38 protein-coding genes are annotated in these 20,595 nt (G+C 51.3%); all 38 read left to right on the top strand.

Annotated features, from left to right (window positions below; genetic code table 11):
- Nucleotides 1-101 precede the first annotated feature (101 nt).
- Nucleotides 102-350 (top strand): hypothetical protein, encoded by a 249-nt coding sequence (locus tag OCV64_RS15840; protein WP_262670528.1) that lies wholly within the window; start codon nt 102-104, stop codon nt 348-350.
- Nucleotides 347-709: a hypothetical protein gene (locus OCV64_RS15835; protein WP_262670527.1), complete on the top strand. Its 363-nt coding sequence runs from the start codon at nt 347-349 to the stop codon at nt 707-709. The genes OCV64_RS15840 and OCV64_RS15835 overlap by 4 nt, the downstream gene beginning before the upstream one ends.
- On the top strand, nt 693-1,037 hold the full coding sequence (locus OCV64_RS15830; RefSeq protein WP_262670526.1) for a hypothetical protein: 345 nt from the start codon (nt 693-695) through the stop codon (nt 1,035-1,037). The genes OCV64_RS15835 and OCV64_RS15830 overlap by 17 nt, the downstream gene beginning before the upstream one ends.
- Complete coding sequence (locus OCV64_RS15825; RefSeq protein WP_262670525.1) at nt 1,037-1,465, top strand: hypothetical protein; 429 nt, start codon at nt 1,037-1,039, stop codon at nt 1,463-1,465. Before OCV64_RS15830 ends, OCV64_RS15825 begins: the two co-directional genes overlap by 1 nt.
- A 47-nt stretch (nt 1,466-1,512) precedes the next feature.
- Complete coding sequence (locus OCV64_RS15820) at nt 1,513-1,986, top strand: hypothetical protein (protein ID WP_262670524.1); 474 nt, start codon at nt 1,513-1,515, stop codon at nt 1,984-1,986.
- Nucleotides 1,970-2,188, top strand: a complete 219-nt coding sequence (locus tag OCV64_RS15815; protein ID WP_262670523.1) for a hypothetical protein — start codon at nt 1,970-1,972, stop codon at nt 2,186-2,188. The genes OCV64_RS15820 and OCV64_RS15815 overlap by 17 nt, the downstream gene beginning before the upstream one ends.
- Before the next feature lie 19 nt (nt 2,189-2,207).
- Nucleotides 2,208-2,495: a hypothetical protein gene (locus tag OCV64_RS15810; protein WP_262670522.1), complete on the top strand. Its 288-nt coding sequence runs from the start codon at nt 2,208-2,210 to the stop codon at nt 2,493-2,495.
- The gene (locus OCV64_RS15805) at nt 2,467-2,916 is read left to right on the top strand and encodes a DUF3268 family zinc-finger domain-containing protein (protein ID WP_262670521.1); all 450 of its coding nucleotides are present in this window, start codon (nt 2,467-2,469) and stop codon (nt 2,914-2,916) included. Before OCV64_RS15810 ends, OCV64_RS15805 begins: the two co-directional genes overlap by 29 nt.
- A complete protein-coding gene (locus tag OCV64_RS15800) occupies nt 2,903-3,208 on the top strand; it encodes a hypothetical protein (RefSeq protein ID WP_262670520.1) in 306 nt (101 codons plus the stop codon). The genes OCV64_RS15805 and OCV64_RS15800 overlap by 14 nt, the downstream gene beginning before the upstream one ends.
- A complete protein-coding gene (locus tag OCV64_RS15795; protein ID WP_262670519.1) occupies nt 3,201-3,350 on the top strand; it encodes a hypothetical protein in 150 nt (49 codons plus the stop codon). The genes OCV64_RS15800 and OCV64_RS15795 overlap by 8 nt, the downstream gene beginning before the upstream one ends.
- A complete protein-coding gene (locus tag OCV64_RS15790; protein ID WP_262670518.1) occupies nt 3,337-3,660 on the top strand; it encodes a hypothetical protein in 324 nt (107 codons plus the stop codon). The genes OCV64_RS15795 and OCV64_RS15790 overlap by 14 nt, the downstream gene beginning before the upstream one ends.
- An 8-nt stretch (nt 3,661-3,668) precedes the next feature.
- The gene (locus OCV64_RS15785) at nt 3,669-4,238 is read left to right on the top strand and encodes a hypothetical protein (protein WP_262670517.1); all 570 of its coding nucleotides are present in this window, start codon (nt 3,669-3,671) and stop codon (nt 4,236-4,238) included.
- Nucleotides 4,235-4,591 (top strand): dATP/dGTP diphosphohydrolase domain-containing protein, encoded by a 357-nt coding sequence (locus OCV64_RS15780; protein WP_262670516.1) that lies wholly within the window; start codon nt 4,235-4,237, stop codon nt 4,589-4,591. Before OCV64_RS15785 ends, OCV64_RS15780 begins: the two co-directional genes overlap by 4 nt.
- Nucleotides 4,575-4,871, top strand: a complete 297-nt coding sequence (locus tag OCV64_RS15775) for a hypothetical protein (RefSeq protein WP_262670515.1) — start codon at nt 4,575-4,577, stop codon at nt 4,869-4,871. Before OCV64_RS15780 ends, OCV64_RS15775 begins: the two co-directional genes overlap by 17 nt.
- Nucleotides 4,868-5,092 carry a transposase gene (locus tag OCV64_RS15770; protein ID WP_262670514.1) on the top strand — a complete coding sequence of 75 codons (225 nt, stop codon included), beginning with the start codon at nt 4,868-4,870 and terminating at the stop codon, nt 5,090-5,092. The genes OCV64_RS15775 and OCV64_RS15770 overlap by 4 nt, the downstream gene beginning before the upstream one ends.
- Before the next feature lie 3 nt (nt 5,093-5,095).
- Nucleotides 5,096-5,317 (top strand): helix-turn-helix domain-containing protein, encoded by a 222-nt coding sequence (locus OCV64_RS15765; protein WP_262670513.1) that lies wholly within the window; start codon nt 5,096-5,098, stop codon nt 5,315-5,317.
- A gap of 301 nt (nt 5,318-5,618) precedes the next feature.
- Complete coding sequence (locus tag OCV64_RS15760; RefSeq protein WP_262670512.1) at nt 5,619-5,744, top strand: hypothetical protein; 126 nt, start codon at nt 5,619-5,621, stop codon at nt 5,742-5,744.
- A gap of 192 nt (nt 5,745-5,936) precedes the next feature.
- Nucleotides 5,937-6,362 carry a transposase gene (locus tag OCV64_RS15755; protein ID WP_262670511.1) on the top strand — a complete coding sequence of 142 codons (426 nt, stop codon included), beginning with the start codon at nt 5,937-5,939 and terminating at the stop codon, nt 6,360-6,362.
- A complete protein-coding gene (locus OCV64_RS15750; protein ID WP_262670510.1) occupies nt 6,355-7,593 on the top strand; it encodes a PBSX family phage terminase large subunit in 1,239 nt (412 codons plus the stop codon). The genes OCV64_RS15755 and OCV64_RS15750 overlap by 8 nt, the downstream gene beginning before the upstream one ends.
- Nucleotides 7,590-9,011 carry a phage portal protein gene (locus OCV64_RS15745; RefSeq protein WP_262670509.1) on the top strand — a complete coding sequence of 474 codons (1,422 nt, stop codon included), beginning with the start codon at nt 7,590-7,592 and terminating at the stop codon, nt 9,009-9,011. Before OCV64_RS15750 ends, OCV64_RS15745 begins: the two co-directional genes overlap by 4 nt.
- Nucleotides 9,012-9,305 carry a hypothetical protein gene (locus tag OCV64_RS15740; RefSeq protein WP_262670508.1) on the top strand — a complete coding sequence of 98 codons (294 nt, stop codon included), beginning with the start codon at nt 9,012-9,014 and terminating at the stop codon, nt 9,303-9,305.
- Nucleotides 9,305-9,529: a hypothetical protein gene (locus OCV64_RS15735; protein ID WP_262670507.1), complete on the top strand. Its 225-nt coding sequence runs from the start codon at nt 9,305-9,307 to the stop codon at nt 9,527-9,529. The genes OCV64_RS15740 and OCV64_RS15735 overlap by 1 nt, the downstream gene beginning before the upstream one ends.
- Entirely contained in the window at nt 9,526-10,692 is a 1,167-nt protein-coding gene (locus OCV64_RS15730) for a phage minor capsid protein (protein WP_262670506.1), read from the top strand. The genes OCV64_RS15735 and OCV64_RS15730 overlap by 4 nt, the downstream gene beginning before the upstream one ends.
- Nucleotides 10,692-10,874 carry a hypothetical protein gene (locus tag OCV64_RS15725; protein WP_262670505.1) on the top strand — a complete coding sequence of 61 codons (183 nt, stop codon included), beginning with the start codon at nt 10,692-10,694 and terminating at the stop codon, nt 10,872-10,874. The genes OCV64_RS15730 and OCV64_RS15725 overlap by 1 nt, the downstream gene beginning before the upstream one ends.
- A gap of 161 nt (nt 10,875-11,035) precedes the next feature.
- Nucleotides 11,036-11,536, top strand: coding sequence for a hypothetical protein (locus tag OCV64_RS15720; RefSeq protein WP_262670504.1), 501 nt, complete (start codon nt 11,036-11,038; stop codon nt 11,534-11,536).
- A gap of 13 nt (nt 11,537-11,549) precedes the next feature.
- The gene (locus OCV64_RS15715; protein WP_262670503.1) at nt 11,550-12,521 is read left to right on the top strand and encodes a phage major capsid protein; all 972 of its coding nucleotides are present in this window, start codon (nt 11,550-11,552) and stop codon (nt 12,519-12,521) included.
- A gap of 17 nt (nt 12,522-12,538) precedes the next feature.
- A complete protein-coding gene (locus OCV64_RS15710; protein WP_317246523.1) occupies nt 12,539-12,799 on the top strand; it encodes a cadherin-like beta sandwich domain-containing protein in 261 nt (86 codons plus the stop codon).
- Nucleotides 12,800-12,813: 14 nt separating this feature from the next.
- Nucleotides 12,814-13,269 (top strand): head-tail connector protein, encoded by a 456-nt coding sequence (locus OCV64_RS15705; protein WP_262670502.1) that lies wholly within the window; start codon nt 12,814-12,816, stop codon nt 13,267-13,269.
- A complete protein-coding gene (locus tag OCV64_RS15700) occupies nt 13,235-13,669 on the top strand; it encodes a hypothetical protein (RefSeq protein ID WP_262670501.1) in 435 nt (144 codons plus the stop codon). The genes OCV64_RS15705 and OCV64_RS15700 overlap by 35 nt, the downstream gene beginning before the upstream one ends.
- Nucleotides 13,669-14,079: a minor capsid protein gene (locus OCV64_RS15695; protein WP_262670500.1), complete on the top strand. Its 411-nt coding sequence runs from the start codon at nt 13,669-13,671 to the stop codon at nt 14,077-14,079. Before OCV64_RS15700 ends, OCV64_RS15695 begins: the two co-directional genes overlap by 1 nt.
- Complete coding sequence (locus OCV64_RS15690) at nt 14,060-14,518, top strand: hypothetical protein (RefSeq protein ID WP_262670499.1); 459 nt, start codon at nt 14,060-14,062, stop codon at nt 14,516-14,518. Before OCV64_RS15695 ends, OCV64_RS15690 begins: the two co-directional genes overlap by 20 nt.
- A gap of 107 nt (nt 14,519-14,625) precedes the next feature.
- On the top strand, nt 14,626-15,135 hold the full coding sequence (locus OCV64_RS15685; RefSeq protein ID WP_262670498.1) for a PH domain-containing protein: 510 nt from the start codon (nt 14,626-14,628) through the stop codon (nt 15,133-15,135).
- Nucleotides 15,136-15,284: 149 nt separating this feature from the next.
- Nucleotides 15,285-15,806 (top strand): hypothetical protein, encoded by a 522-nt coding sequence (locus tag OCV64_RS15680; RefSeq protein ID WP_186853465.1) that lies wholly within the window; start codon nt 15,285-15,287, stop codon nt 15,804-15,806.
- Between the two features lie 12 nt (nt 15,807-15,818).
- Nucleotides 15,819-16,229 carry a hypothetical protein gene (locus tag OCV64_RS15675; protein ID WP_262670497.1) on the top strand — a complete coding sequence of 137 codons (411 nt, stop codon included), beginning with the start codon at nt 15,819-15,821 and terminating at the stop codon, nt 16,227-16,229.
- Nucleotides 16,198-16,773 carry a Gp15 family bacteriophage protein gene (locus tag OCV64_RS15670; protein ID WP_262670496.1) on the top strand — a complete coding sequence of 192 codons (576 nt, stop codon included), beginning with the start codon at nt 16,198-16,200 and terminating at the stop codon, nt 16,771-16,773. The genes OCV64_RS15675 and OCV64_RS15670 overlap by 32 nt, the downstream gene beginning before the upstream one ends.
- Before the next feature lie 24 nt (nt 16,774-16,797).
- Nucleotides 16,798-19,434, top strand: coding sequence for a hypothetical protein (locus OCV64_RS15665; RefSeq protein ID WP_262670495.1), 2,637 nt, complete (start codon nt 16,798-16,800; stop codon nt 19,432-19,434).
- Nucleotides 19,434-19,823 carry a hypothetical protein gene (locus OCV64_RS15660; protein ID WP_262670494.1) on the top strand — a complete coding sequence of 130 codons (390 nt, stop codon included), beginning with the start codon at nt 19,434-19,436 and terminating at the stop codon, nt 19,821-19,823. The genes OCV64_RS15665 and OCV64_RS15660 overlap by 1 nt, the downstream gene beginning before the upstream one ends.
- A gap of 103 nt (nt 19,824-19,926) precedes the next feature.
- The coding region (locus OCV64_RS15655) for a hypothetical protein (protein ID WP_262670493.1) at nt 19,927-20,595 on the top strand (669 nt) is incomplete at its 3' end.

The raw sequence follows: 20,595 nt of genomic DNA, 5'->3' as shown, positions 1-20,595 counted from the left end.
ACACAGGGTCTAAAAGGGGGCCGGGAGCGTGCAGTGATACCAGAAGCACTTTGCGACCACATTGTTGATATATGTGAGATGGAGATGCTGGAGGGGATGGAATGAACCTCGGAGAGTATTTCGGCCTTGACAATCCCGCCTTTCAAATCAAAACAGACGAGGATGGAAACACTGTTGCCTCTGCAACGATACAGGCGGTTGTCCTCTGGAAAGAAGATATCAAAAACTACATCATGGACGAGATCATCAAGATGTGCAAGGAGCACGGAATTACGGACCTGTATGTGCTGAACCGGGATTTCATCCTGTCAGCCATCAGGGAGAAGATGGAAAGGGAGGCCCAGCCATGACGCGGGAAGAAGCAATCAAGTCATTGCAAAACATAATCGAATACTGGACATATAAGCCAACTGAGGTTGAAGCCGCTAAGATGGCAATTGCCGCCCTCCGCCCCGTCAGCCGGGAGCGGGTGGAGAAGGTGTGGAGGGGTAAGTGGGATGTAAGCTATGATGAACTGAATGGTTTTACCTATGTGACTTGTTCAAAATGCGGTGATGAAACGGTTCTTGACGGATGCTTTGTCACAACTGAAGGAGAACCATGTGGTCTTGAAGATTTTTGCTCCGTTTGCGGCGCGCCCATGACGGACGAGGCCGTGGAGATGGTGATGGAGAGGATGGAGGCGCTGAAAGATGGCAAGGGCGATTGATGCCAGTGAACTAATGGCTGAAATCCAGGCATGTAGCTGGGACAGCGAACAGGATAAGGAGCGGGCAGAGGACCTTGTGTTGGGGATGCTCACCCTTACCCCGCCGAACGAGGCTCTGACAATCGAGCAGTTACGGGAGATGGTCGGGGAGCCGGTGTGGGTGCAAACGCCCGGTATACCGCAGTATGGACGATGGGTAATCGTGGCGGGCGTTGATACGGAGTACTGGCAAAGCACTCTGTACTGCCAAGGCGACTATACCTGCCGGAACTACGGGCGGGACTGGCTTGCCTACCGCCGCCCGCCGGAGGGAGAGGAGGAACCCTGATGGACATTGAGAAGCTGATTGAGCGCCTGAAAGCAAAAGATTTTGAAAGGGATTATGATTGTACCCCGTTTGAATGCGGCGTATTTGGCCTGTTGGATGACGCCGCCACCGCCCTCTCCACGTTCCAGGCCGAAAACAAGAGACTGAAATCTCTGCTGGGTGAAAGCGGGCAAGACCTATGGAGCAAGGAGAACCAGCGGGCGGACCGCTTAGAGGCCGAAAACGAGAAGCTGCGGGCCGAACTGGAGCAGGTGAAGCGGGAGAGGGATGTTGCAATAGAGCAACTGCACGGCCATTGTCCAGCTTGCGCTCACTACACGCCAAATCATAATGAGGGGCCATGCCAATTTTGTTGTTTTGAGATCGCACGGGGCACAAATGTAGAGATTAATGACAACTGGAAATGGCGTGGCCCAAAGGAGGAGTGAGCATATGCCGTTATGGTATTTGAAATATTTGAAGGGGAGGACTGACCATGAAGCGGCTGACATACTTTGACGGCGGGAAATGGCGGCTTAAAATCGGCGACACGGAATATAGCGGAGAAGCCGTTGACCGCCTCGCCGCATACGAGGACACGGGCCTGGAGCCGGGGGAAATCGAAAAAATCAAGCACGATGTCGAAGATGGCTACTTGAAATCTACTGCACGACGCTACGGAATTGATGTTTCCCGCCTCCGCGAACTGGCCCAGGCGGACCGGGATGGGCTGTGTTTTATCGGCCCGTTTGTTGCAATGATTGAACAATCGCTGTCAGGTGGAGAAATGAAGCCGCAAAGAGACCAGAGATTTAATGGGCGGTATGCGGTTGTATATTTTGACCCAAAGAAATGGTCCTCCCCGCTGATTGATATTTGTGGGACACCCTACAACCGAGAAGAAGCCGAAGAACGAATGAAAGTATTAAAGGCCGCACTACGGGGGGAGCATGATGGGCAGGACAATTGAATTTCCAACGGACAATGTCTCCATCAGTGGAGCATGGGCCATCGTAAAGACCAGACTGGATGACCCGGAGTTGTCAATCCGGACAAAGGTGCTTGCAATCGAGCAGGTGGCAGAGATGGAAACACACAACAGTGTGACGAAAGAGGAGCTTGTAGGGGCGCTGAGATGGCTGTTTCAGCACTATAATTTTGAGGGGGAGTAGACCATGAAGGAGGACGAGTATGGAAGCGAATTTGATTGACCGCGATGTTGCAGAGGATTATTTTGGGTGCTCAGATTGGGAAATCCTCGCAAAAGAAACTCTTAGAGAAGTGCCCCTTGTCGATGCCGTTCCTGTGGTCAGGTGTAAAGAGTGCAAATACAAAGATGAATGTATTCGTCGCATTGAATTTATTGGTAGAAATCCTGTGCTTGAGCAAAACACCTACGAGTATCATCCGCTGGAGTTTTGTTCCTACGGTCAGCGAAAGGAGGACGACCATGATAAACACCCATCCGACCCGGTGTAATATCTGCGGCGGGCGTGTTACCTACGGCTCTAATGCTCGCGTATATAGTCGGGAGTATGGGAGCGGCTATTGTTATCTCTGTGAGCGGTGTGGGGCCTATGTGGGGACGCATAAGCCCCGCCCACGGGAAGCCCTTGGACTGTTGGCAGACGAGCCGATGCGGACAGGAAAGAAGATGTGCCATGCTATCTTTGATAGCTTTTGGAAAGGGAAACCAAAAGCCGGAAAGAAGCGGCACGACCTTTACTGCTGGCTAGCCCACGAGATGGAGATACCAGTTGAGGGCTGCCATTTCGGCTACTTCGACATCGGCCAGCTTAGGCGGGCGTACATCATCTTGAGAGGCGTACAGCACAAGCAGATGAAGTATGACAATTGTGGGAACATCTATTTTGAGGAGGCCGAGCATGAGGCTGGGTGATTTAGAAGCCGCAAGGAGATTGCTGTTAAACTATTATCCCTGTGTCAATGAGGATACGCACAAGAGCAACTACATGGGCGACACGCTCATGTCCTATGAAGTGGCGGATATGATTGAGGATTGCATTGAGAACACTCCCACCATCGACGCCGTGCCTGTGGTCAGGTGCGCCCGATGCAGGCACGGCGAAGCATTCAAAACCTTCCCCGGCGGGATATTCTGCCCATACATCAAGGATACGGTCCCGCCAGATGGATATTGCTACATGGGGGAGGAAAACCCCCATGACTAAGTGTTGCGCCACCTGCGCCTGGTACGAGGACTTCCAGGGCATGTGCTTCAACGGGGATTCGCCGTACTGCGCCGACTTCACGGAGCCGGATCAGCGGTGCAGGGAGTGGGAAAGGAAGGAAGAAGATTATGTTAAAAAATAATCGCCCATTTACAAACGAAAATGGATTTATTGATGCAGGCTTGATAACAGATAAGGACCCAGAAGAAATGGAAGAGGTTTTCAAATGGATACACGAAAAACTAATACCAAGAAAGACCCACTTGACTGGGAGAAGCAGTTATGGAATAAAGCACATCTTAGAGAGAGACACTGGAATTTATTTAACAAACAATGAATTCAAGGACGCAATGTTACTATGCGGTTATTCTCCGGTTGACCCAAACGAATTGAATTGGGAATATTGCATCAGCAAAAAGTCACCAGCATTTGCTTCTAGGAAAGGTGTGTGAGGCCGACCATGAAATTTCGGAGTAGGACGGGGGAAGTTTTCAGCGTTAAAGAGCTTCCTATGCAATGGCTTAGATTTCTTAAATTCCGTGATACTGAATGGGTAAAAGCGCATCCTCATGAAGCCGCCCGCCTGATGGGCTATGAGGTGGTGGAGGATTCTAAAGAGGTCGAAATCGACCAGTTTAAAAAGGAGGCCAACATGGACAAGCCGCTGAAGGACTGGACGCTAGGTGAAGTTAAAATCTATTGTGAGAAAACAGAAGATTGTAAAGAGTGCCCGTTTTATAGCAAATACATTGAGAAAGACCTTTTTCACTGCAAACTGGTTAATGCCTCACCCGAATATTGGTGCGAGTTAGAAACACCCCGCTTCACCCAGCAGGAGATGGAATCAGCAAAGATAATTAGCGTGCTGTTCCCCGAAGCAACACACATTGAGCGGTTGCGAGGCAGTAAAGTTTTAGGCATAACTGGAGCCGAAGATGGGTGGATTGCAGATATTGAAAGCTCGCTATTTCCAGAAATCAAGTCAGGTCAGTCCGTTACCCTTGACCAGATCATCGGAGGTGCCCAATGAGCGAAGTTATCATTACCAGTACATGGGGCCATGAAGACGACCAGCAAGCCAAAGCAGACGCGGGGAAGCCTCGACCCACGCTTACTCCTGTTAGTCTAATCGATGCTGTGACAGCGGTCCGCATGTACGGGAACGAAAAGTATCACGACCCGGAGAACTGGCGGCAGGTAGAGCCGCAGCGTTACCGAGATGCGCTCTACCGGCACTGGCTGGCCTATCTCAAAGGGGAGAAAATAGACCTGGAAAGCGGGCTTCCTCACTTGTGGCATCTGGCTACAAATGCGGCGTTTTTGATTGAGATAGAGGACAACATCCACGACGGGGAGGGCGGACAGCATGAGCGGGATGCTTGACCGGCTCCACCAGCGGCACCGGATCGAGCTGGCGGTGACGCGCCGGGTCACTAGGCAGGAGATGGCCGACTTCGCGGCGATCGCACTCAACAATGCGTTCGGATTCGGGCCGGAGCGGTGCAAGAGGTTTATGGATGCCCTCAACGCCGTGGTCAATGAGACCGCCGACATGGTGGAGGGCGACACCAGGGACATGGAGTACACCAGAGCGAAATTCGAGGAGCGGCTGCGGATAGTGGTCGGTCCGTACTATATACCCAGGGAGGAGCGGTATCAATGAGTGAGATTGAGCAATGCCTTAACTGCACACTCCTGGACTGTGTTAACTGCCTTGAGGGAGCCGGCACGACCCACCGCAAGTACAGCCGTGAATACAAGCGGGAGATCGTAGAGCGGAATAGGAACGGAGAGAGCATCTATTCCATCGCCAACGATACGGGGATAGACGCCTCCACCATCCGGTATTGGATCAGGCAGGAGAAAAGACATAGGGAGGGATAGCCCTTGAACGTATTTCGTGGGGACAGGCTCCAGAAGTTAAGGGAAAGAGAAGGGACTCAGCCGTGCGTCCTTGCAGAACTATGTGGTATCAGCAAAAACTCAATTTTGAGGTACGAACGTGACGGAGTAATCCCTGAAATACCGTCTGTGGTAAAAATAGCAGACCATTTCAATGTATCTGTGGATTATCTGCTTGGAAGGACGGACGATCCAAAAGCAATGTAACTTTTCATTATTTCATAGAAAAAGTTGCTGTGATTCCCTTACAAGGGAATCGAGAAACGTGCTATATGCGACAATGGGAGTGTGGGAGCGTATGCCCCTGCGCTCCCGCTTCGCTTTTTCTTTTTCCTCCCAAACCCCGGCACTTGCCGGGGTACATACGCCGCACGAGCGCGTCAGCCCACACATCCGGGCCGGAGGGTCGCGCCCTCCATGCGGCAACATCGCCCTTTACGGGCATTATACAATGCGCTCCAAAGGCCACGGAGCTGACTGTGGAAAGACACTATACCGGAGGCTTACAGTGCCTAATTATGCACCGGAGAAGGGTAAAGGGCACCCGCCTGTCATAGAGGCGGAAGCGGTGGCAGCTATGACCTGCCCCGGCGCTATCCCGCTGAAAACTGCCCGACGTGGTGTGACAATCTAAGCGGGAAGCGCACATACGCCGCTCCTCGCCGCATGAGGCGGGCGGTGGCACAAGGACGCAAGTCCTTACAGAATTTCTTGGCGAAAGGCAAGTGAGCAAAGCCGAAAACTCACAACATACCCCGGAAGGGGTATATATGCCGCGCCTCGTTGCGAGAGACGGGGGGCGGGACCGGAAGGTGGTGAGCCCATTGTGGCGAAAGGCAAATATCAACGATGGCTGGAGCCGGATGGGCTTCTGCTGCTTGAAGGATGGGCCAGAGATGGTCTGACAGATGAACAGCTTGCGGAAAAGATTGGTATATCCGCAACCACGCTATACGATTGGAAAAACAAGTTCCCTGAGTTTTCGGAGGCCATAAAAAAGGGCAAAGAAATCGTGGATATCCAGGTGGAAAACGCTCTTCTGAAACGGGCCCTGGGCTACGAGTACATGGAGGAGCGGGTAGAGATCAGCGAAAAGGACGGGCGAAAGGTCATCCAGACCGTTAAGACAGTGATTCCGGATACCACGGCGCAAATCTTCTGGCTGAAGAACCGAAGACCGGACAGGTGGAGGGACAAGCCCATCGAAAAAACAAGTGAGGATATGGAAGTCAAGGTGGTCATAGATGTCTGAGGTGCGCTTATCTACTGTACTTGGCCCCGCATTTCATTTGCTGGCCCGTGATGTATTTCAGCACGGACATACACACTACGACCTGTCCGGTGGCCGAGGCTCACTGAAATCCTCCTGTGTGTCCTTACTAGTTCCGCTGCTGCTGATAAACAACCCAGGGACTCACGCCCTTGTGCTCCGAAAGGTAGCTAATACGATTCGAGACAGTGTATACGCACAATATCTCTGGGGCATTGGAGAGCTTGGAATGGCAGCATACTGGGATGCAAAGGTGCAGCCTATGGAACTGATTTATAGGCCAACCGGCCAGAAAATTATGTTCCGGGGCGCGGATGATCCCATGAAAATCAAGTCTATCAAGGTTCCCTTTGGCTATATCGCCGTCACCCATTTTGAGGAGAAAGATCAGTTTGCTGGTCGGGCTGAGATCCGAACTATACTGCAATCTACCATGCGAGGCGGGTCGAAGTTCTGGAATTTTGAGAGCTACAATCCACCAATCAGCCGGGATAACTGGGCCAACAAGGACAGTTTGGAGGAGCGGGTGGACAGGCTGTGCCACAAGAGTACATACCTTGAGGCCCCGCCAGAGTGGCTGGGAGCGCAGTTTCTGGCAGAAGCCGAGCACCTGAAGACCACGGACGAGAGAGCCTATCGCCATGAATACTTGGGCGAAGCGGTCGGTACTGGCGGCAACGTATTTGAGAATCTGGAGTTGAGGGAAATTACGGACGAAGAGTTCGCTTCCTTTGACCGTATTTACCAAGGTGTGGACTGGGGTTGGTTTCCAGACCCCTTCGCCTTTATCCGCCTCCACTATGATCGGGCCAGAGAGACGATTTATCTGATGGACGAGATATACCAAAATAAGCTGACCAACGAGGCGAGCGGGAAGTTGATTCTTTCCAAAGGGTACAAGGATGCTTACATTACCTGCGACAGCGCAGAGCCTAAATCATCAGCAGACTACCGGGCGATGGGGCTCCCAGCCAAAGAAGCAATTAAAGGCTCTGGGAGTGTAGAGTACGGCATGAAGTGGCTCCAGAGGCGGAAGATTGTCATTGACCGCAGAAGAACGCCAAATGCATACAACGAGTTTGTGAATTATGAGTATGAGCGAAATAAGGACGGAGAAATTATCAGCGGTTATCCTGATGAGAACAATCACCTGATTGACGCTACTAGATATGCCCTAGAGAGAGTATTCCGAAGGATGGGAATAACGGCATGAATATTACAGAAAAACTGAAAGAGCTTGGTTACTCCACGGTGCCGGAGGAGTTTTACACAAAAGTGCAGGAGTGGAAGTCTTGGTATGTGGGCGACGTAAAGGGATTCCACAGGTACAAGGTCCACAACGGGGCTAGTGTGGTTCGGTGCAAGCGGTACACTCTCAATATGGGCAAGAAAATCCCGGAGGATTGGGCGAACCTACTTATGAACGAACGGGTTGAAATCACCCTGGAGGGCCAGCGGGAGCAGGACTTCATTGACCGTGTGTTCACCGAAAACAATTTCCTGGTCAAAGCAAATGAGATGCAGGAAAAGGCGTTTGCCCTTGGAACAGTAGCCTTTATCCCCAGGGTTGTGGGCATGGAGGCCACGGAAGAAGGGCCTGTCCCCGGAAGCGCCGACGGAATTGTGATGGACTATGTGACCGTAGAGCACATTTGGCCGCTGGCATGGCGGAATGGAATCATTACGGAGTGCGCTTTTGACAGCATCGTTACCATCAATGGAGAGGATTATTGCTACCTCCAGATCCACCACAAGACCGACGGCCTGTATGACATTGAGAACCGGCTCTACCGATACCGGAACAACAATGTGGATGCGGAAGTTTTACTGGCTGATGTGTCAGGCTTTGAGCGGGTTCCACAGGTGGTACATACTGGGTCGGACCGTCGGCAGTTTGTTATTGACCGGCCCAACATCGCCAACAACTACGACGATAATATTCCTCTTGGCATCTCTGTGTTTGCAAACGCCATCGACGTGCTCAAAGGCGTGGACGTGGCTTATGACAGCTATGTAAACGAGTTCATACTGGGGAAAAAGCGTATCATGGTAAAGCCCTCAGCTACAAAGGACCTGGATGGAGAGCCCTTTTTCGACCCAGACGACCTGACATATTATGTGCTCCCGGAGGATACGGACAATAACGGGATCATCACCCCCATCGATATGAGCCTTCGGACGCAGGAGCACAATACAGGAATCCAGGACCAGCTCAATTTGCTGTCCAGCAAGTGCGGCTTCGGAGAGAATCATTACAGATTCGACCAGGGTAGCGTGGCCACGGCCACCCAGGTCATCAGCGAAAACAGCACCATGTTCCGTACGATCAAGAAACATGAAATCATTCTGGAGCAGGTATTGACCGAGCTGTGCCGGATCATTCTCCGCCTGGGAAACACGGCCATGAATGCCGGACTAAATGAGGACGTGGAGATTTCCATTGACTTTGATGACTCCATCATCGAGGACAAGCAGTCTGATTTTGCCAGGGATATGCAGCTTCTGAACGCCGGTATCATGAATGACTGGGAGTTCCGGTCTAAGTGGATGAACGAGGACGAGGCCACGGCCAAGAAGATGCTTCCGAAGATGGAGGACATGACAACGGAAGCGCAGAATGAGGTGGAATAAATGAAATACAGGAAAAAGCCTATTGTAATCGAAGCATTCCGATATGACGGAGACTTGATGGACTCAAATGGAAAGTATTATGTGCCTGATTGGGCCGTGAACGCATTTGAAAATCATGTAATGTTTTATGATTCTTTAGCTGGTGGTTTTCCGCCTTGCGAGTTGTTCATAAACACATTAGAAGGAGTTCACCATGTATCTGTTGGAGACTATATAATCAAAGGCATCAAGGGAGAATTGTATCCATGTAAGCCGGATATTTTTGAACGGACCTATGAGGAGGAGATTGAGTAATGAAAGCAAGTGCCTATATGAGCGTTGGTTCGTGGAGTAAATCAGTTGATGTTGAGATTGATTCTACATCTGAAAGTGATGTTAGGTTTGCCAAATCCATTCTTTCAAGCGTTGTGGAAATTAAAGAGCAACCTAAAACCGTTTGCCTGACCATTGATGGAGAAAAACTTGCGAAGATAGTTAGAGAGGCGATTGACCCGGAACTTGGGAATGATGCTGAGTGAAATACCCGTTTTCGCCCGAAGTTCTGGACGCCCTCCCGGAAGAACTGGCCGAGCTATACCGCAGTCTGGAAGCAACCCTCCTTGACGAGATATGTTCCCGGCTGAAACTGGCTGGCGAGTTGAACGAGGTCACGGTTCAGGATATACGGACCCTTCGTTCCCACGGCATCGACCTGAAGGACATAGAAAAGGCCATCCAGCGTACCGCCAACATCGGCCAGAGAGATTTGCAAAAACTCCTGGATGACGTGGTGGAGCGCAACCAGCGGTATTACAAAGAGGTCATGGACCTTGCGGGTGTGACGGCCCCTGAGACGCTGGTGAGCGCCGCAGATATTGCCGCCATCATGGCGCAGGCGCAGAGAGAGGTCGGCAACCTGACCCGCTCCATGGGCTTTCTGGTGGACAATGGTCGGACAATGCTGACCCCGGCTAGGGCCTATCAATGGGCGCTGGACAATGCGGAGATGCAGATCACGAGCGGGGCCATCTCTTACAATCAGGCCATCAAAAGCACCGTCAAACAGCTTGCGGACAGCGGCATCAAGGCCGTGGATTATGAGAGCGGTCACAGGGACCAAATCGATGTGGCCGCCCGACGGGCGGTGATGACAGGCGTATCCCAGCTCTGTGCCAAGTACACGGAGCAGAGCGCAGAGTATCTGGAAACACCTTATTTTGAAGTGTCCGCCCACATCGGGGCACGGGATAAGGGTGTCGGCTGGCAGAACCACAAGCTATGGCAGGGCCGTGTGTACTCTGTCAGATCCGGGGACAAGTATCCGAACATCTACGAGGTGTGCGGCCTTGGTTATGTGGATGGACTGGAAGGAGCCAACTGCCGTCATATCAGGACTGCATTTGTGGATGGTGTGATGGAGCGCACATACACCGATGAGGAGCTGGCCCACATTGACGACGGCCACGACGTTGACTTTGAGGATAAGCACTATACAGCCTATGAGGCCACCCAGAAGCAGCGGCAGATCGAGCGGACTGTCCGCAAGCTGAAACGGGAACAGGCGGCATACAAGGCCGCAGGGCTGGAAGAAGATGCTCAGGCGGTAACGGCTCGCATCCGGCGGCTGAATCAGGAATACAAGGCATTCAGCAAGGCGGCGGGGCTGCCGTTGCAGCGGGAAAGGATGAAGGTGGAGTATTGATGGAAATTGGGGAAGAAATGATTGTAACGCCCCAAGACGCAAAAGGGCTTAAAGGGAAATTGTTCGACGGAGTTACAATCAAAAAAATGGAAAAAGCACTCGAAAAAGGCGCTCGTATAGAAATTTCTCCACAGAGAGATGGGAATGTGAAAGTGAGAACCGTCTGGAGAAAAGACTTATAAAGTGAAAATTGTTCCCACGGCATAAACGGTTGCCGGGAAGGACCGAACGGGGTCAACTACCGAGGATTTCTCGGTGGCTGGCCCCTTTTTCTTTTGTAAACCATGGCCGACGGGCCTTAAACGGCACCCGACGGGGTGACGAATAAACGGAGGTTAAAACCATGAGCGAACCTATCAATAACCCTACCCCGGCCCCTGCGCCGGAGCCCGCCCCTGAGAAAACCTTCACTCAGGCGGAAGTGGATGCCATGATTGGCAAGCGGCTTGCAAAAGCCATGAAGGGGATGCCCAGCGAGGAAGAACTGACTGCCTACCGTACTTGGCAAACTGGACAGGCTGGTGAGAAAGAACGCTGGGATAAGCTGACCGGCGAGCGGGACACCCTCTCCGGCAAACTGACCGCCGCAGAAAGCGAGCGGGACCAGTTGAAACGGGAACTGTACGTTCTGAAGAAGGGCCTGACCGGCGAGGAAGCAGAGTTTATCGCCTTCAAGGCTGGGAAGATTGTGGATGAAAAGACCACCTTTGAGCAGGCTGTGGATTCCCTGACCGCTGACCGCCAAAAGATCACTTTTGACTGGACCGCTCCTGTGGGTGGCGGAAGCTCCAAAACAGGAGAAAACGACCTGATGAATGCCCTGATTCGGGGCGCACTGAAATGAAAGGAGAACCTAAATGGCTGTTGATATTATTGATAGAAGTAAACTTTCCGGGCTTATCCCTGAACCTGTGACCCGTGAGATCATCCAGGGAGCCGTAACAGAGTCCGCCGTGCTGCGGATGGCCCGTCGGCTGCCCAACATGACCAGTAAGACCCAGACCCTTAACGTGCTGGACGCACTGCCCACCGCCTACTTTGTGAACGGCGAGGCTACGACTGGAGCGTCTGACTCCAAGGCATCCCTCAAAAAGACCACCAACATGGCGTGGGACAAGAAGAAAATCTACGCCGAGGAGATCGCTGTCATCGTCCCCATCCCAGAGGCGGTGCTGGATGACAGCGACTACGATATCTGGAGCCAGGTACGGCCCCGCCTACAGGAAGCATTCGGCAAGGTCATCGACGCCGCCATCCTGTACGGCACGGACAAGCCCACCTCCTGGCGTGAGGGCTTGGTTCCTTCGGCTACTACTGCAAACGCTGTTGTGACTGCTACCAGCGATATTTTCAAGGACATCATGGGTGAGGGCGGTGTGATCGCCAAAGTGGAGGAGAGCGGCTATATCCCCAACGGTGTGATGGCTGCTATCCAGATGCGGGCCAAGCTGCGCGGCCTGGTGGACAAGAACGGTCAGCCCATTTTCAAGACCGATATGCAGGGTGATACCCGCTACGCGCTGGATGGTATGTCCATGTACTTCCCTGTCAACGGCGCATTTGACCCGGAGGAATCCCTGGCCATTGTGGGCGACTGGAGCCAGTTGGTCTATGCCATCCGGCAGGATATGACCTTCAAGATCTTTGACAGCGGTGTGGTGCAGGACCCCACTACCGGAAACATCCTTTATAACCTGATGCAGAATGACATGGTGGCTCTCCGTGCCGTCATGCGGCTGGGATGGGAGATCCCCAATCCCATCAACGCCTATAATGCGGGGCTGGAGAACGCCTTCCCTTTTGCTGTCTACGAGCCAGCGGGGGGTTAAGCGCGCGCCTCTCGGGGCTGACGATTGGCGCGCTGACACTCACTCCGTCGTTTGACCCAGATGCGACGGAATATACAGCCAACACGACAAACGCCACCAACACCATCACCGCAACGCCGGAGGATGACGAGGCGACAGTAACCATCCTGAATGGCGAAACGCCCGTAAGCAATGGCGCGGCGGCTACCTGGGCGGAGGGGGCAAACACAGTTACTATCACGGTGAAAAACGGGGCGGCGCAGAAGGTTTACACCGTTACCGTCACGAAATCAACCTGAAAGAAGGCTCTGTAATGGCTTACGCAGACTATAGGTATTACATAACTACATATCTGGGGACAGCCATTCAGGAGGCCGACTTTCCCCGCCTGTCCCTGCGCGCAAGCTCCTTCCTGGATTACTACACGCAGGGCCGAGCGGCCCGTAATGCTGGCCTTGATGCGCTGAAAATGGCCTGTTGCGCCGTTGCGGAGCAGTATCAGGCCATTGATGCCGCCCAAGCGCTGGCGCAAAAGGCTCTGTCCGCCTCCGTGAAATCCGAGGGAGAACTGCAAAGCCAGAGCGTTGGAAGCTGGTCCAAGACCTACCGAAGCGGCGGGGACAGCGCACAACAGGCCCTGTCCTCCGCCCAGGCGGCGCAAGCCTCCCTTGGGGCTATCGCCCAGCAATATTTAGGGGCTACCGGCCTCCTGTACAGAGGGAGGGGGTGCGGATATGGACATGTTTCCCCATACTGTGACGCTCTATAACATTTCCGAGGACAGCGAATATCACATTACCTCCAATATCACGCTTCTGCAAGGAGTTCTGCTGGACGCTTCGAAAGGAGTTAATGTCAGAACGAGCGGTATCGAAGGAGCGGATGCCGTAAATTTATATATCCCTCTCTCTGTTTCTGCTCTGGATGGAATGAGTGGAAAAAAGAAGCGTTATGCTGGGCCGAAAGAATACAGGGTGTCAGAAAATAAAGACGAGCTCTGGACGCTGGAGCCTGGAAACAACTGCTTTTTTGTAAAAGGCAGAGTTTTAAAGCCCGGAAATGATTTTCAGACCATCAACAGAGAAAACGATGGTGTGTACCGTGTAACGAAGGTAGATGAGAAGGACTTCGGCGGCGAAATGTCCCACTGGGAAGTGGGTGGAGCCTGATGGTCAAGTTTGATATTCAAGTCGACATCCCGTCTGACGTTCTGGCAGAGCCAGCCAGCAGGGCAGAGCACATCCTGGCGCTTCAAATCAAAAAAGATACAACGCCCTTTGTGCCAGCTTTGACCGGCTCATTATCTACCCGGACAAGGGTGGAAGAAGGAACTGTAATATATCCAGGCCCATACGCCAGATATCTCTACTATGGGAAATTGATGGTGGACCCGGAAACTGGGAGCAGTTACGCCACGAAGGGAAAGAGTAAAGTCAAGACGGACAAGGACCTGATATTTAATCAAGCCATGCACGTTATGGCACAAAGCCATTGGTTTGAGGCTTCTAAGGCACAAAACCTGAAGAAATGGATTGATGTGGCGGATAAGGCGGTGAAAGATGAGCTTAACCGGAAATAAAGGGAAAGGCCCCGTTTCTGGAGAGGAACAGGACAGGGTATCCAGAGCTGTCCTTCAGTGCTTAAACCGATATCCGCAAAAGCCGGTGGATAAGATCGGCTTTGAATCTCTGGACCCGGACGAGCCTGGTATGGCGCTGTCTGTGATACAGGGAGCCTATAAGGTGGAGGAGTATATCAACGGGTCCTATCTGGCGGAATACCAGTTCAAGATCATCTACCGTCTGCAACCTGACGGGACAGACGGAAGGCTGAAAGCCGACGAGAGCTTGAACCGGATGGCGGATTGGCTGACCCAGCAGACAGAAACCATTGATCTGGGCCAGGGAAAAACAGTGAAGGACTTGGTATGTAACTCCCGCTCCTCCCTGTTTGGACGATACCAGGACATGAGCGAGGACCATCAGATCCTGATGTCCATGACTTACGAAGTCCAGTAAAAACCTATTTGCACCTCGACAACTTCATATTGAGATAGCGGAAATTTTGATAAATGTTGTAATCCTTTTGGATGTATGTTATGATTTTCCAAAAGGAGGGACGGAATATGGAATATCTTGATCAGAATGAGCAGATGATTCAAAAGGCAGTTATCAGCAGAAAAAGGCTGGTCCCGCTCCTAGTTTTAATTTTGCCATGTTTCCTTTTAGCAATCCTTATACTGTTTATGGAGGGTGGGGCTTTCCCAAAAGTCTTTATTTGGCTCTGTTTTCTGGCGGGACTTGCAATGTGCGCTTTGGATCAGATACTGAAAGAGAAATTTGACATTCTTTGTGTTACAACAAAACGGGTATTTGGGAAGACTGGCCTTTTAAAAATCAGCTCCATGGACTCACCTTTAAACAAAGTGAATAATGTGATGGTTGAGGAAAATATATTTGGAAAGATGCTCGGATATGGCACAATTCGAATCACAACTTCTTCTGGAGAACATGTATTTCATGGGGTAGATCATCCGGTGCAACTTAAGGGAGTCATAATGAGTGAAATACAGCACAATAAAGAATATGATATGAGAAAACAGGCAGAAGCCATTGCAGATGCCATGAAAAAATGATGAAACACCCTCCGCTAAATACGGAGGGTGTTGTTTTATTCGAAAGAAAAAAGTTATGAAAAATTTTCTGTGACCCCTTTATCCCATCAAAGTTCCCGCTATCTCAATATGAGGTGGCGGGGATTTTTATTTAAAAAGGAGAATTTGGTATGGCAACCGAAAAAATCAAACGACCTCTGATCGCGCATTTTTTGGATACATCAAAATCCGCAACATATGAGGATGCCGAATGGTCTCGTATCGGGGTTAACGTGACAGAAGCATCGACTGAGTATAATCCACAGTCTGAAACCAGTCAGGATATTATTTCAGATTCTGCATCCACAGAGATTACGGGATATCAGCCGACTATGCCAGTCAGTCAACAGTGTACTAAGGGAGATCCTGTATTTGAACTAGTTACAGAGCTCCGCCGCAAGCGGGCGACTCTGGCGGAGTCAAATTCCTGGCTTCTGAATGTAGACCTATGGGACGTGACCGGAGAAGACGTAAGCGCCACCTATAAGGCAGAGGTACAGAAGGTATCCATTCAAGTGGACACATATGGTGGAGCTGGCGGTGAGGCTCCTGTTCAGGAGTACACCTTGAATTTTATCGGAGATCCCATTCCTGGTACCGTCAAGATTACAAGCGGAGATCCGGTATTTACTGCTGATTCCGCCGTTGTGTAAGGAGGAGGCTAGATGGAGAACAAGATCAGAATCGCCTCTGGTGTAAAGAAAATTGAGGTGAATGACGAAGGGGAGTTTATCTCGCTCCCCGTTGCCGATGACAACTTCGTTGTCCGCTTCTATCGCCTGATGGATGGAATCGGGGAGCGGGCCAAGGAGATCGGGAGCGAAATTCCGGAAGATATTACTGGAAAGATCGAGGCGGTGGAAAAGGTCGTCGCGGTGGAGAAGGAAACAAAGCGGGAAGTGGACGAGCTTTTTGGGGATGGCACCTGCCGAAAGGTATTTGGCGATATCCTTCCGAGCATGGACTTGTTTGTGGAGTTTTTTGGATCACTGCTTCCGTTCTTTGAGGAGTACAAGCAGGACCGAATGAGAAGGATGGGGAAATATGGGGCAGAGCGCACAGGCTCCAGCCTTTAATATCCTGCTGGACAGGTTGCCAGATAGTTACCAAGGGTGGCTAATCCGCACAGATTACCGGATTGGGATACAGATCGCTCTCTGCCTACAGGACGAGGAGCTTACCCAGGAGGAACGTGTTACGGAGGCTGTTTATCTTCTGTTTGGAAATGGACAGCCTCCCCTCCAAACAGCAATGGATGGTATTGCGTGGTTTTTACAATGTGGACAGCCAAAGCGGGAGGATGTTCCGGCGACCGCCTCCTCACAACGGTTCTGGTTCGACTTTGACCACGCTAGAATATGCGCTTCGTTCCAAAAGACTTTTGGAGTGAAATTGCACAGGGAGAATCTACATTGGTTTGAGTTTATGTCCATGCTGGATTGTGTGGATGAAGATTCTTCCCTATCAAATGCGATCCAGCTCCGTGGAACGGACACCTCCAAAATGAAGGGAAAGCAGAAGCGGGATACAGAGCGGGCCAAACGGCTGCTGACACCGCCAGTCCATTATTCTGAGAGCGAACAGGAAGCGATAGACGAGTTTTTCTCCAAGATAAAATGAACTGCCAGAACGAGGTGAGGACCAATGGCAGATAGATACGATGGCAGTGTACGCATCAAGACGGATGCTGACACTACCCCAGCGGAAAAGCAGCTTAAAAAGCTTCAGGAGAAGTTGGCCAAACAGACAGAACAGGTGGACAAGCAGGCCGCCGCTGTCAAAAAGCTGAAAGAGCAATATGACCAATTGTCCGCTGGAAAAACGGCCCCGAAAGGGGTGAGCCAGATGGAGCGGGATCTGAAAAAGGCCCAGGCGGAGGCCGCCAAGCTTGATGCTGAGTTTCAGAAGATCAACACCATGGCTGAATTTGACCGGCAGGCATATGGAAAGGTGGACCCAGGGCGGGAAAAGGAATTGAGCGAGATTGCCCAGCGGCTGGCCCAGGCGGATGCCAATGTGGATGAGTTGAGCCGGAAGCTGGAGCAGCTTCGGGTGAACCCGTCGGCATCCGAGGATGCAAAGCGTCTGGAGGAGAGTTTAAGAGCGGCGGAAAAAAGGCTGGAGGAGCTACAAGCTGCCGCCGCAAGCACCAAGAGCCAGATATCCGACTTGAGCGCACAGACCACGGGAGGCTTTGCCAAAGCGGTAACCCGTTTGAAATCTTTTGCGAAACAGTTGGGCAGTGGAGTGACAGGGGCAGCCAAAAAAGCCGGACAGGCAGCTGGATGGCTGAAAGAAAAAATAACTGCTCTTGGCCGGGAAAAAGGATTTGATAAGGCTGGAAAATCGGCGCAACGATTTTCCACACGTCTAAAATCTATCGTAGCTGGAGCCCTGTTTTTTAACATCATCAGCCGGGGGCTGACGGCGCTAACTCAGCAAATTGGGAAATATCTGACTGCAAACCAGCGGTTTTCTGACGCTCTATCCGGCATTAAAAGCAATTTGCTAACCGCATTTCAACCAATCTATGACACAGTTATGCCAGCGCTAAACACGCTGATGGAAGGTTTGGAGCGTGTCACGGCACAGATGGCGGCCTTTATCGCCTACGTCTTCGGCACAACAGCCCAGCAGGCCCAGGAAAACGCCGACGCTCTGTATGACCAGGCCAACGCCACTGAGGAAGTTGGAAAAGAGGCAAAGAAGGCGAAAAAATACCTGGCCTCCTTTGATACCGTTGAAAGGATCGGAAAAGAGGAGGCTGGAAGCGGGAATACCGTGTCCGGGCCAAAATTTGACACAGATTTCTCAAAGGTGGAACTGCCCCAATGGTTAAAGGATTTTTGGAAGGTATTTCAAGATAGCTGGGAGCAGTACGGCGCAACCACTCTCCAGGCTTTTCGAGACGCTCTGTCTTCCATTGGCGAGCTGCTTTCCGCAATCGGCGCTTCCTTTATGCAGGTTTGGACAGGAGGGCAGGGGCTTGACTTTCTGAATCTCATCCAGCAGGGGTTGCAGATCATTTTGGGAATCGTGGGTGATATCGCCTCCGCCTTTACGGCCGCATGGAACAGCGGGACCGGACAGGCAGTATTGGATGCCCTGTTCTATATGCTCAATTCGATTTGGAACCTGATTATCAGTGTTGGCCAATCATTTCGTGAAGCTTGGAATGATGGAAGCGGGGTGGAGATATGCAATACGATCCTAGACATTATTCGAAACATTTTCGAGCTTGTTGGAAATCTGGCCAACCGGATCAGAGAGGCGTGGGAAGAAAATGACAACGGAGTGGCTATCTGGAGTGCGATTTTGGACATTGTAAAAATCGTACTTGGATTTTTTGAACGAATCACAGCGGCAACACTAGAATGGACAAAAACACTCGATATTAGCCCTCTTATGAACGGAATCAGGAGCCTTTTAGAGAGCACAGCCCCATTAATTCAGGTGATTGCGGCACTTGTATCCGACTTTTGGAGTAACACTGTGCTTCCTTTCTTGTCCTGGGTCATTGAAGATGCACTTCCTGTATTGCTATCCCTATTGTCAGACCTTTTTACATTCCTAGCTGAGAATCCACAGGTGCTTGTGGATTTGACAGGACTGGTCGTCGCCTTTATCGCTGCATGGAAATTGGCATCTGTGATTTCCGCACTCTCCAAGCTTAATTTTCAAGTTGTATCGCTCACCTTTATTTTTGGCGTGTTTTTGACTTTGATTTTGGATATTGCAGATGCTTGGAAAGATATGACAGGTCTTGAAAAAGTCATATCTGTATTGGGACTGCTCGTTACTGCCGCTGCTGTTGCGGCAATTGCGGTCGGCGCATTACAGTCCGCTTTAACAATGGGGGTTGCGGCCATTGCTATTGCTGCCGGAATTACAGCCATTGTAGCGGCTGTTAACTCTGCAACTAATAGAGCCAATAAAGCCACAGCCTCTATAAGTTCTGGTGGGCGGTCAATCTCTGGTTACTCATCTACTGAACTATCTAATATCCCCCACCTAGCCTCTGGTGCCGTAATTTCTCCTAATAGTGAGTTTCTGGCGGTGCTTGGGGATCAGCGCAGCGGAACAAACATCGAAACGCCTTTGGCGACGATGAAACAGGCGTTTATGGAGGCCATCTCCGAGATGGGAGGAGTTGGGGGAGAAACGGCGGTCAACATAACTTTTGACGGGTCGCTCGCACAGCTTGCTAGAATTTTGGAGCCAAAAATCAGTGTTGAGAGCGCCAGAAAGGGTCCGTCCCTGGTAAGCGGAGGTGTGTTCTGATGGCGGGTCTGTTTACTGTAGACGGAGTTTCCTATAAGGTTCGTGTCCCGGCAGGAGGTCTGACACGGAGCTTCCAGGTCCTGGACGGGAAAAACGCCGGACGACTCCTGTCCGGGACCATGGAACGGGATATCATCGGGACGTTCTACAACTATCAACTCCAGATTGAGCGGGAGGGGGCGAGCCTCGAGGAGTACGACCGGCTCTATGAAGTCCTCTCCGCTCCGACTAGCTTCCACTCTGTCACATTCCCATACGGACAGAGTACGCTAACTTTCCAGGCGTATGTCACGGAAGGGAGCGACAACCTGCTGCGTCAGTCTGGCGGAAAAAATTATTGGACAGGATTAACCATCAAGTTTGTGGCTAAGAGCCCGGAAAGGACATGAGATGTGGAATAACAAGATTAGATATCTGGATCATGTCTTTGGGGAAGAAGATGACATCAAAAAGGGAAACTGTTATTTGGTCGGTACACTGTTGGGAGATTCTTTGTCCATTAACACCCTGGAATTTGACGTGGAGAGTGACGATTCCACACTAACACAGTTCAAACGAAATGACCCGGTTATCTATGAACACAATGGAAAACAGATCGGCATTTTCTATGTGCAGAACATCGAGCGGATTGGCGCTACTACATACTCCTTTTCGGCAGTTTCCGCCTTGGGCATTTTGGCTGAAGGAAAGCACTACGGCGGGATATACACGGGTCAGACAGTTGCCGAAATCCTGCCAGGTATCTGCGGGACCGTGCCCTATGAGATCAAAACCAATCTGACGGAAATCAAGCTGTATGGGTGGTTGCCCATTGCATCGCCTAGAGATAATCTGGCACAGGTACTGTTTTCCATAGGAGCCGTGATAAAGACTGATTTAGGCGGGGTGTTGCGTATAGAAAGCTTATGGGATGGGATATCCGGTGAGCTGACGCAGAACCAGATGTACGAGGGACCGTCCGTTAAGTATGATTCCGCAGTGACCCAGGTGGTAGTCACAGAACACCAATATGTGGAGGGCGGAGAGGAAACCAAGCTGTTTGAAGGAACTGCCCAGCAAGGGGATATTATCACATTTAATAGCCCGATGTATGAACTGGTTGCTGATGGCTTCTCTATCTTGGAGAGCGGGGCCAACTACGCAAAGGTTTCTGGCGGCTCT

Source organism: Muriventricola aceti (assembly GCF_025567565.1).
Classification (GTDB): Bacteria; Bacillota; Clostridia; order Oscillospirales; family Oscillospiraceae; genus Lawsonibacter; species Lawsonibacter aceti.
The sequence above is the reverse complement of the archived record's forward strand: the minus strand, read 5'-3'. Positions and strand labels throughout refer to the sequence as shown.